The organism is Helicobacter cinaedi PAGU611, from assembly GCF_000284635.1.
Taxonomy (GTDB): domain Bacteria; phylum Campylobacterota; class Campylobacteria; order Campylobacterales; family Helicobacteraceae; genus Helicobacter_C; species Helicobacter_C cinaedi.
In genome coordinates this window covers 2,068,186-2,078,348 of the sequence record NC_017761.1, presented here as the reverse complement: position 1 = coordinate 2,078,348, position 10,163 = coordinate 2,068,186, and the positions used below count along the sequence as shown (strand labels likewise).

Here is a 10,163-nt window from a genome sequence, read left to right as displayed (position 1 = left end):
TTTATTTCCTAAAGTGAGATGAATATTTTTACTTTCACGATGTGAATAAAATGTGAAAAGTCAAAAAATCTTTTAAGATGATGACCTTAAAAAGCGGAAGCGAAATCATAATGAAAAAATCTTTTAATTTGGATTAAATGATGTATATTTTAGGTATAGACCCGGGCAGCAGGAATTGTGGCTATGCTATTATCCAAATGGCAGATGCAAATATGCATTTGAAAGGGAGTCTAAAGCTCATAGAAGCGGGGATTATTAAGATTAAAGAGCGAAGTTTGCAACATCAAATCGTGGAGTTTGTGGAGGGGATTGATATGGTGCTAAAACTTCACCATATTGATGAAGTGGCGATTGAAGATATATTTTTTGCCTACAATCCCAAAAGTGTCATCAAACTCGCACAATTCCGCGGGGCGTTGAGCCTAAAAATTCTCCAAGAGATAGGCAACTTTGCTGAATACACCCCGCTACAAGTCAAAAAAGCCATCACAGGTAATGGCAAAGCGGATAAAGCCCAAGTCGCCTTTATGGTGAAAAAAATTCTGGGCATTAAAGGTGAGATAAAACCCCTTGATATTACCGATGCACTCGCCATTGCCATTACGCATTCCCAACGCGTGGGGCTAGAATCTAGTCTAAAATCAGCACAATGAAAACGCTTTATTTTAATGACACGCACAGCACTTATGCTTATGATTCTAGCACCATTTACACACCACATAACACAAAAAATCGCTCTTTTGATATTATCTCACTTCCCCCAAATGCCCTGCTTCACAGCCCCATTGAGATAGATAAAAAAGATTCTAGCCATATTCCCGCTTTGCTCTATGATAGGGCAAGGGAGAAGGGTATTCTTACTTTGCCAAATGAATCTTATACGCATTATTTTTGCGAACGCGAACATCTATTTGATGAGCAAAAATGCGTGTGTGAGAGCTTTTTTCACATAAAAGATAAGAATCTTAAAGCCCGCATTCTTACAAGCGATATATTTTTGCCCCTTGCCCTGCCCTGCTACAAGGATTTTATCGTGCTTATTCCGCCCTATTTATGCTATTTTGAAAACACCACTTTCAAAGAAGCCCTTAAGATAACCGCCCTAACTCAACCAAATGCGAATCCAAACATAAATCTATGTGAAAATCTTAGCTCCCTTATTGCCTACCTACAAGAAGCCTATCATAAGCACTTTGACACGCCGTATTATTTTAGCGATGATATAGCTTTGCTAGATACGCTCCTTGCTTGTAACACTACTCAAAATCTCCCCACTCCACTTCCCCTTAGCCAAATCACAGATGAAAGCAAAGATTTTGATTTTTACACTTTTAGAGCTTATCTCGCCTTTAGCTACACTCAAAAATACAAAGCAGATTTAACATTATCTTCTATAAACCCTTTGCCAAACTTCACCCCCAAGCCCTCCATTTACGCAAGATTCTTGCCACTTTTGCTTTTAAGCACTATCCTTTTTGTGCTTGTTATCCCCCTTGGACTGACATTGTATAACCACCATTTGCAAAGCCAAATCACAGCCCTTAACACGCAAAATGAAACGCTTTTTGCCCCGCTAGACTTAGCCCAACAAGACACAGATATTCCCTCCCTTAGTCTCACACACGCCCAGCTTTCACACACCTTGCACGAGCTAGAATCGTGGCAGCAGAGCTACCCCAAACGCTATGCTTTTATGGAGGACATTTTTTCACAATGTGCCACAAATGATATACATCTAGAATCTATAAGCTTTGCCTTCTCTCAAAGCCATTTTATCGCTACCCTAAAGCTCAAAGCAGATTCAAAACTCAGTGTGTCAGCCTTTTTAGCCAAACTCAACAAAGCCACACAAACTGCTTTTTTACAGCCTTTGGATTCTATGGATTCTAATGCCAAATCACACATCATCGTGGTGCAAAATGTTTTCTAAGATTTTAAACCTTATTACGCAGTTTCTCTCCACAAAGACAAAGCGTGAAAAGATTCTGCTTTTTATCGCCATTATGGCACTTTGTGTGTTTATTATGATGGAGTTTATCTATCTACCACTTTTGCAAACCCAAAGCACCCTATCTAGAATCCATAACCACACGCTTAACGAGCTTACCCTCTCCCTAGATTCTATGCAATCGGCAAAAGCACAGCACCAACAACAAACAAATGAAGTCCAAAACCTACAAGAAGAAATCTTTTCATTGCAACAAAGCCTTAGCCACACAACTACACTTGAGCCGCTTTTAAATCCCTTTACCCTTATCCCTAGTCTTATCAATTTTGCTAAAAATGAAAATCTTACCTTAAATGCCTTTCACCCACACCCCACACTTAATGCCCTTGTTATAGAGGGCAGTGGGGAGTTTTGGCAGATTCTAAACTTGCTTAGCTTTTTAGAAAATCTCCACTTTGTAAGCCTAGAATCTTTAGAACTCTCTTCACAAGAACACAATCAAATCCACTTTCATTTGCTGATTATGGATATTCGCCAAGCCTTACCACATAAGCCACAACAGCAAATAAAGGAATAAATATGAAAAAATATAGGCTCATTTTTGTGCTTTTACTTGTAGGCTATACCACAAGCTATGCCGAGCAAAACCCCAAACAAAGCGTGATAGAATCCATTCCAACCCTAACAAACCCCTTCAAACACAACTCAACACAGAATCTAGAGCTTCAAGCCATTATCAATAATAAAGCATTGCTGAATGGGCAGTGGCACAAGCTTGGCGATGTGATAGATGGCTACACCATTACCGCCCTGCACTCTCAAGGCATTGTCCTGCAAAAGTCAAGCACTCGCTTTGCCTTATCGTTAAATGGCACACTAGAACAGCTAGAGCCATAAAATCACAAGCATAAAAAGTTACAAGATTCCACATAAAAGGCTTAAAAGTAGCAAGTGATTATTTACAATCTTGCGTAAAATTGTAAAATCAAGGAATGCCTTAAGAATTAAGAATCTAGATTCTAAAGACTCGTGAGTGCTTTTACGCTTAAGGCACGACCTTAAGCGTATAAAATAAAATCGTACGCAGTGCCACCTCTTAAAGCGTTGTAAGGGGTGAGCGGCACGACTGCGAACGATTTTTAAGGGGGAGGGAGCGATTTCGCGTGCAGTAGCGAAGCTACACTTGCAAATTTAAGCCCCTCCCCCTTAAAGAAAAAAGAATCCAAATTCTAAAAAAACATTTTGCTACGCTAAGGAATAACATTGAGAGAATCTAGATTCAAAAAGTGGGGAATATGAAACAATCAAAACCTTACCAAATCCCTGTGCTTCTGCGGATATGCGGGATTCTGCTTTTATTTTTACAAACTAGCCTAGCTTGTAGCACCCCCATTAATATCCACTCCGGTAGCAATGTCGCTTTAAGCAAAATCCTAGAAGAAATCGCCTCAATCTGTCATCTTAATGTCATCTATCTCCAAGAGCAAACAAAAGCTATGCTTGATAGCAAGAAAACTTCCATTCATATCAACAATAAACCGCTAATCCAAGTCCTTGATAGCCTTTTAAAAAGCAATGACTTTCACTACACTTTGCAAAAAGACACCTTGCAAGTTGGCTTTTTACTCACAAAGACTTTTGAGATTAGCTACATCGCCACAACACGCGTTGGCTCAAGCAATACTGACATCATCTTTTCACAGGATAATCAAACCCACTCCCCTTATAATACCCACACAAACGCACCGCTTGGCTTTTCAAACTTTGAGATAGAATCTCAAGCCCACAAAATGGCGATGAATAAAGCCACATCAAACACACAAACTATGGGAAAAAGCGGGACGAAAATTTATAGCATTGATGAGATTGACTTTTGGGGCGAATTACAAAATGAAATCGCCGGGGTAGCCTACACTCCGGGCGATAGCTATCAACCCACAACAAGTGAGCTAAAAAATAAAAAAGACATCATCATTAATAAAGCCGCAGGACTGCTTACCATCACCGCCACGCCAAAGCAGATTAAACGCGTGGAATCTTACCTTGCCACACTTAATAACAAGATTCAAAAGCAGGTGCTGATTGATGTATATATCTTTAATATTCAGCATAGCAATAACCAAACCTATGGCATAGACTGGAATGAATTTTATAAACTTGGCAATCTTTTAACTCTCCCGCCAAATGCGGAAGGCTCTAATAATGCCCTTACAGGTGTGAATAATGGCGATTTTGCTATAAGCATTTTTTCACAAGGAGTAAGCATTAACCGCATTGTTGAGTTTTTACAAACCTATGGCAAGGTGCAGTCTGTCTCTAACCCAAAAGTTTTGACGCTCAATAACCAACCTGCCATTATATCCGTTGGCAGTGTGCTTCGCTACTTTCAAAACACCACTTATCAAACCACCACGCAAGGCACTTCTATCCAAAACCTTTCTCAAACCTTCCCTTCTGTCTTTGCAGGAATCTTGCTTGATGTAACGCCAAGTGTGAAAAATGACAAAATCATTTTAAAGATTAACCCATCAATCACCAAAACCAAAGACATCTCTATTGAAAATCAAACCACCGCCCTAGAATCCCCGCCAAATCTCTCCACCAAACAGCTCTCATCTCTCGTGCAGGTTAAAGATGGCGAAAAAATAGTCCTTGGTGGCTTGATAGATAAAACTGAAGGGCAGATTTTACGCAAACTCCCCATTTTAGGCGATATACCGCTTATCAAATATCTCTTTAGCTATAAGAAAAATATTAAAGAAACCCAAGAAATGGTGATTATCATATCTCCGCATATCGTGCGATTAGACGCAAGAGAGCAAGAACAAGATAAAATTGAAGAAATTATAAACTTTACAAAGGAATCTGATTTGAAGCCACAAGATTCAAAAGATACTACAAAAGATTCTGCCCCACAAGATTCCACAAAGCAAGACTCTTCAACAGATACCGACACAAATTCCACTCCCCAAGAAAAGCAAGATTCTACACAAAGCTTAGAATCTCCATTAGAATCTAAGCCCAACAAGCAAGACTCCACACTTTTACAGCCCTTAGCCTACAAGACAGATAGCCCCATACCCCCACACAAAGCCCATATATGAATCCCTCCACATTTGAATCTATTAATCTCCACACTATTACACTAAATGAGTCTTGCCTACTCGCACTAGATTCTAAATTTATAGCAAAGCATCAATGTCTTATTTTTGATATGCAAGATTCTAGCGTGTCTATCGCCATATCGTGTGAAAACGCACCGCTTGGGCTGATTACAAATCATATTAGCTCCATTTTTCCGCATAAAAGTTTAAAGTTTTTCCTTGCTTCAAGCGAGAGTTTTGTAGCACAGCTAGAATCCATCACAGACTTTCAAGGCTTTTATAAACTTGAGCAAAATCTGCTTACCTTGCTAAAAAGCCATAGTCAGCATAATGATGATGAAAGGGCGGCTATTGCGTTGTTAGATTATATTTTAGAGCTTTGTATTAAGCATAGGGCGAGTGATATACATTTTGAATCTCAAGATTCTATCCATTGCGTTAGAATCCGCACAGATGGAATGCTGCGAGAGATTTTGACATTACAAAAAATAGTCTTTGAATCGCTCATTGCGTGTCTCAAGCTAGAGTGCAAACTTGATATAAACCAAAAGCGACAAGCCCAAGATGGACGCTTTAGCCGAGTTTTTGATAATAAGGCTTTTGACTTAAGGTTATCCGTCCTGCCCTCTTTTAGCGGAGAATCCCTTGTGCTTAGAATCTTGCATAAAAATGCCACACTTACCACACTTGAAAAGCTAGGATTCCAAAAAAAGTAAATGGAGATTATCACGCATTGTGCTAACTACCCAAGTGGGCTAATTTTGCTTTCAGGTCCCACAGGCAGTGGGAAATCAACCACGCTTTATGCGATTTTAGAATCCATAAAATCCCCGCAGAAAAAAATCATCACCCTTGAAGATCCCATAGAATACCGCATACATAACACAACGCAGGTGCTAATAAATGATAAGCATAATTTTGGCTTTGCTAATGCGCTCAAAGCCCTGCTGCGACACGATCCGGATATTTTGATGATTGGCGAGATACGCGATGAAAATAGCCTTGATATTGCTTTGCGTGCGTCTTTAACGGGGCATTTGGTGCTTTCCACCATTCACGCTAATGATTCTCTAAGCGTGATTGAGCGATTGCTTGATATGGGTGCAAAGGACTATCTTGTAAGCTCTACTTTGCGGCTGCTTATCTCTCAAAGGCTTGTGCGAAAGCTCTGCCCTCATTGTAAGATTCCACTCTCACTCAAGCAAATGTATGAAAAATTTGAATCTTACAAGCTTGAAACGCAGATTCTAAAGCCTTATGAAAAGGCGTGTTTTTACACCGCTTGTGGCTGTCAGCATTGCTATATGCAGGGCTATGATGGGCGATTGTTGATTGCTGAATGTTTAGAAAACTCTAGCCTTTTGCAACGCCACATTGCCGCCCCACAGAATAAAGAGATGATTATACAAGAGCTTAAAAAGGGCGGGTTTGAAAGTATGTTTGAAGTTGGCATAAAGCTTTTGGCTCAAGGCTTAAGCTCTTTTGAAGAGATATATAGGGTATGTCGGCTATGAGTGAGACACAAAACGCATTTAAGAACACATTCAAACACACGGCATTTTTTTCGCTTCAGGGGTATATCTCCACAAAAGATATAAGTATGCTGTTTTTACAAATATCCACAATGCTACAATCTCATCTGCCACTTTTACATATCATACAAATATGTGCGGATAATGCTAAAAATACAAGGCTTAAAGAAATTTTACAAGATATTGCCTACCACTTACAACTAGGGCAGAATCTCTCTTTTGGATTCAAAAAGTATAGAAATGTGTTTGGCGATATGAGCTATCAAATGATAACTTTAGGGGAAAAAAGCGGAGAATTGAAAGAAATTTTTAGTATGCTGAGTTCTCATCTCACAAAGGAATATAAGAATAAAAATAAACTCAAACGCACCCTTTTCTACCCCATTCTCGTGTTTCTTAGCATTATGGGGGCATTTATGGTGCTTGTAGCGTTTGTGCTGCCGCAGTTTTTAGAAATGTTTCTCTCTATGCAAATTGAGCTGCCTATCTATACGCGGATTCTGCTTTTTATGCAAACATTTTTTATAGACTTTGGGCTGATTTTTGCACTATGTGTGCTTTGTGCTGTGGCTCTATTTGGGTATGCGTATAAAAATACTTTGCATTTTAAGGCTAAGATTCACGCCTATATCTTACATATCCCGCTTGTTGGAGCAATTATAAAAGCACATTTTTATTATCAATACAGCTTTTCGCTCTATATCCAGCTTAAATCCGCCACGCCTATGGACTTAGCCCTAGCTTTAAGCAAAGACATAAGCAATCTTGCCCTTAAAGCAAAGTTTGAATCCGCCCTAGAATCTGTAAAAAATGGCAAAGCATTATCAGTGAGTTTAAAAGAGCAAAACGCCCTTGATGATATTGCCCTAGCCCTTATTAACGCCGGGGAGCAAAGCGGAAATCTAGCAGAAATGCTTGAAGTATGTGCTAAACATTTTGAAGAAATCGCCACTGAAAAAACCGATATGCTTATATCCCTTATAGAGCCAAGCCTTAGCCTTACTATGGGGATTTTACTGCTCTTTTTGGCATTAGGGATTTTTGTGCCGATGTGGGATATGAGCGTGTATGCCTTTGGGGCTTGAAAATCAAAAAGTTTTGATACAATCCGCACCATTTTTACACTATTAAGGAAAACTAATAAATCCAACAATGGCAATTATTTCTCACTAATCCTTATATTTGTAATCCATACAAATATAAGGAGACAAAAATGATTTTACATACATAATTTTCTACACTCTCCCTGTCATACTTTAAAACGAAAGGAGATTGTATGTTACGCATTTAAAATTTTGAAGGCTTAGGGGATTCCACGAGTGCTTTGATATGCGAGATAAACATATCCGTATCCACACCATTTTTAACAAAAAGGGAATCTTGCCTTTCATATAAATGGGGCTTAGATAAAATCTCTATAATCTTATCCACCGCTTCAGTGGTGCTTTTAGCGTGTTTCATCAAAGCATTATCAAGCAAAAATCTATCGTGAAAAAGCAAAAGTGAGCGAGTAGAAATCACAGGAATCCCAAGATAACACGCCTCTAGATTCATAGTCCCACCACCGCCTAAAAGCACATCAACAAAGGGATAAAAATCCTTTGGCTCTAGCTTATGATGTAAAATCTTAAAGCGACTTTTTGAATCTTGTGGGAGCTGTGAGAGACAAGATTCTAGCTCATCTTTGCCATAGCGAGGCATACATAGCACATTAGCCTTAAGTCTCCTAGCTAAAAGGGCAAAGCTCTCATAAATAATGGGCAGTTTGTGCTTGACATAATGTGCCTTATACTCTTCCTCACGCACCAAAATAATAGGCAAGGCAGAATCTAGCCCCAACTTCTCGCAAAACGCCCTCCTTTGTGGCGATTCCAAATCATAATGTAAAGGAATAGAATCTAGCCATAACGCCACATCAATAAAGTCATATTCCACCACTTGAGCGGGGCTTAGCCCCAAGCTTGTATAGCAAATCTCTGGCACGATAAAAGGGCGGAATACAAGATGAGAAAGCGGAAGTGTCAGGCGGGATAAAATCGTTATAGATTCTAAAGAGAATTTTTCATTAGCCACTGGCGTATCGGCAAAATGCACCACCGGTATCCCTAGCCCATACGCACACTGCACCCCATCAACACTCGCTCCGGTGATAAAAACCTTTGGAATCTCGTTTAATCTAGCAAATAGCTCCAAAAAGCCTTTTTGCCGATTAAGCCTAGATTCAAATTTACCTAGCTTACTCGCCCCACCATAGCCACCGATACAATGATGCTCTATCTTAAAAAGCCTTAAAAGCCTAATGCACTCATCATAGTCCTTACTCTCACGCGTGGTAACAATCACTGAATCTAAAGCCTTGAGCCTTGGCAAAATAGACTTAAAAAACAGCACATATTTTGGATCAATAATATCAAGCCAAATCATCTTTTGCCCTTGTGTTTTGTTTGATGTTGTATTTGTGTAGTTAAAAATGCGTTAAGATTCTAGCACAAGTTGAAATATTTTAAGGAGATTCATAATGGTAGAAAAAATCTCGTGTAAGATTGACATCACACTTTTGCACCACACGCCCCTGCATATTTGTAGTAATGCTATTCGCACTTGTTGGCAGAGCTTTGATAAGGGCGATTGTGGCGGAGAGAAAGATATAGAACTCATTGATAGAGTAGGGAATAAATTTAAACACGCAAGCACCTTAGAGCATTTAACTTATAATTTTTATATCAAGGGCATTTCAAGGGCGTGTCTGCAAGAGCTCGCACGACATCGTATGGCAAGCTTTAGTGTGAAAAGCTCCCGCTACACGCTAAAAGAGCTAAAAGATGAGCCTAGCTTTTTACCTATAAATGAGATAAACACACAAAGGGCGGAAAAGTTTATCGTTTTTACAAGTAGTGAAAGGGTGAATCACGCCTCCATTCACGCCCTAGAAAATTTACGCCAGATTCTAAGTGAAAACATCAGCAATGACATCGCTAAATTTGCTATGCCTGAATCTTACCGCACGGAGCTTAGCTTTTCTATCAATGCTAGAAGTTTGCAAAATTTCCTATCCCTTAGAAGCTCAAAATCCGCCCTTTGGGAGATTCGGGCTTTGGCTTTAGCGATATTTGAATCTTTGCCAGAAGAGCATAAGTTTATTTTCAAAGACTGCATAGCCCAACCCCCCACGCATTAGAATCTAGTCTTTATTTTGCTTAATACAGCAAGGGGAATAAGGGTAATCTTAGATTCTAGAATCTGTTTCTTTTTTAATCTTGTTTCTTATTTTCTCTCTTTTTAAAGTTTTAGAATCTTGTCATATTTGCAAGTGTGGGTTTGTAGCTTCGCTACTGCACGCGAAGTCGCTCCCTCCCCCTTAAAAATCGTTCGCAGTCGTGCCGCTCACCCCCTACAACGCTTTAAGAGGTGGCACTGCGTGCGATTAATTTTTACACGCTTAAAGATATACTTTAAGCGTAGGACTTTCAATCATTTATTCTAAGTAAAATTCTAGAATCTCGCTTTATAATTGGGATTCTAAGAGTTATGCAACAACAAAAAGATTTAAACACTTAATGTATAATCCACACCCTATAT

General features: G+C 39.3%; 8 protein-coding genes and 1 pseudogene. 8 read left to right on the top strand and 1 reads right to left on the bottom strand.

Annotated elements, in window-relative coordinates; genetic code table 11:
- Window positions 1-140 precede the first annotated feature (140 nt).
- The 7 genes and pseudogenes from ruvC to HCN_RS10495 all read left to right on the top strand — a co-directional run bounded on the left by ruvC (window position 141) and on the right by HCN_RS10495 (window position 7,669).
- Complete coding sequence (gene ruvC, locus HCN_RS10525) at window positions 141-653, top strand: crossover junction endodeoxyribonuclease RuvC (protein WP_172580145.1); 513 nt, start codon at window positions 141-143, stop codon at window positions 651-653.
- Window positions 650-1,930, top strand: a complete 1,281-nt coding sequence (locus HCN_RS10520; RefSeq protein ID WP_014667493.1) for a hypothetical protein — start codon at window positions 650-652, stop codon at window positions 1,928-1,930. Before ruvC ends, HCN_RS10520 begins: the two co-directional genes overlap by 4 nt.
- Window positions 1,890-2,525, top strand: coding sequence for a hypothetical protein (locus HCN_RS10515; RefSeq protein WP_231997569.1), 636 nt, complete (start codon window positions 1,890-1,892; stop codon window positions 2,523-2,525). Before HCN_RS10520 ends, HCN_RS10515 begins: the two co-directional genes overlap by 41 nt.
- Before the next feature lie 2 nt (window positions 2,526-2,527).
- Window positions 2,528-2,845: a hypothetical protein gene (locus tag HCN_RS10510; protein ID WP_002956072.1), complete on the top strand. Its 318-nt coding sequence runs from the start codon at window positions 2,528-2,530 to the stop codon at window positions 2,843-2,845.
- A 398-nt stretch (window positions 2,846-3,243) separates the two neighbouring features.
- Window positions 3,244-5,052, top strand: coding sequence for a pilus (MSHA type) biogenesis protein MshL (mshL, locus tag HCN_RS10505; protein WP_014667491.1), 1,809 nt, complete (start codon window positions 3,244-3,246; stop codon window positions 5,050-5,052).
- Window positions 5,049-6,566 (top strand): annotated as a pseudogene (locus HCN_RS10500) (GspE/PulE family protein). Before mshL ends, HCN_RS10500 begins: the two are co-directional and overlap by 4 nt.
- Window positions 6,563-7,669: a type II secretion system F family protein gene (locus HCN_RS10495; RefSeq protein ID WP_014667488.1), complete on the top strand. Its 1,107-nt coding sequence runs from the start codon at window positions 6,563-6,565 to the stop codon at window positions 7,667-7,669. Before HCN_RS10500 ends, HCN_RS10495 begins: the two are co-directional and overlap by 4 nt.
- A gap of 202 nt (window positions 7,670-7,871) precedes the next feature.
- Here the strand turns inward: HCN_RS10495 and HCN_RS10490 are convergent, their stop codons facing one another.
- Window positions 7,872-9,008 (bottom strand): DUF354 domain-containing protein, encoded by a 1,137-nt coding sequence (locus HCN_RS10490; RefSeq protein WP_014667487.1) that lies wholly within the window; start codon window positions 9,006-9,008, stop codon window positions 7,872-7,874.
- Between the two features lie 94 nt (window positions 9,009-9,102).
- Between HCN_RS10490 and thyX the strand changes: the two genes are divergently transcribed.
- Window positions 9,103-9,762: an FAD-dependent thymidylate synthase gene (thyX, locus tag HCN_RS10485; protein WP_014667486.1), complete on the top strand. Its 660-nt coding sequence runs from the start codon at window positions 9,103-9,105 to the stop codon at window positions 9,760-9,762.
- Window positions 9,763-10,163 lie beyond the last annotated feature (401 nt).

What these genes read in the sequence shown, in the direction of transcription:
- ruvC (WP_172580145.1), top strand. Translation starts at nt 141, where the DNA reads ATGTATATTTTAGGTATAGACCCGGGCAGCAGGAATTGTGGCTATGCT.
- HCN_RS10520 (WP_014667493.1), top strand. Translation starts at nt 650, where the DNA reads ATGAAAACGCTTTATTTTAATGACACGCACAGCACTTATGCTTATGAT.
- HCN_RS10515 (WP_231997569.1), top strand. Translation starts at nt 1,890, where the DNA reads ATGCCAAATCACACATCATCGTGGTGCAAAATGTTTTCTAAGATTTTA.
- HCN_RS10510 (WP_002956072.1), top strand. Translation starts at nt 2,528, where the DNA reads ATGAAAAAATATAGGCTCATTTTTGTGCTTTTACTTGTAGGCTATACC.
- mshL (WP_014667491.1), top strand. Translation starts at nt 3,244, where the DNA reads ATGAAACAATCAAAACCTTACCAAATCCCTGTGCTTCTGCGGATATGC.
- HCN_RS10495 (WP_014667488.1), top strand. Translation starts at nt 6,563, where the DNA reads ATGAGTGAGACACAAAACGCATTTAAGAACACATTCAAACACACGGCA.
- HCN_RS10490 (WP_014667487.1), bottom strand. Translation starts at nt 9,008, where the DNA reads ATGATTTGGCTTGATATTATTGATCCAAAATATGTGCTGTTTTTTAAG.
- thyX (WP_014667486.1), top strand. Translation starts at nt 9,103, where the DNA reads ATGGTAGAAAAAATCTCGTGTAAGATTGACATCACACTTTTGCACCAC.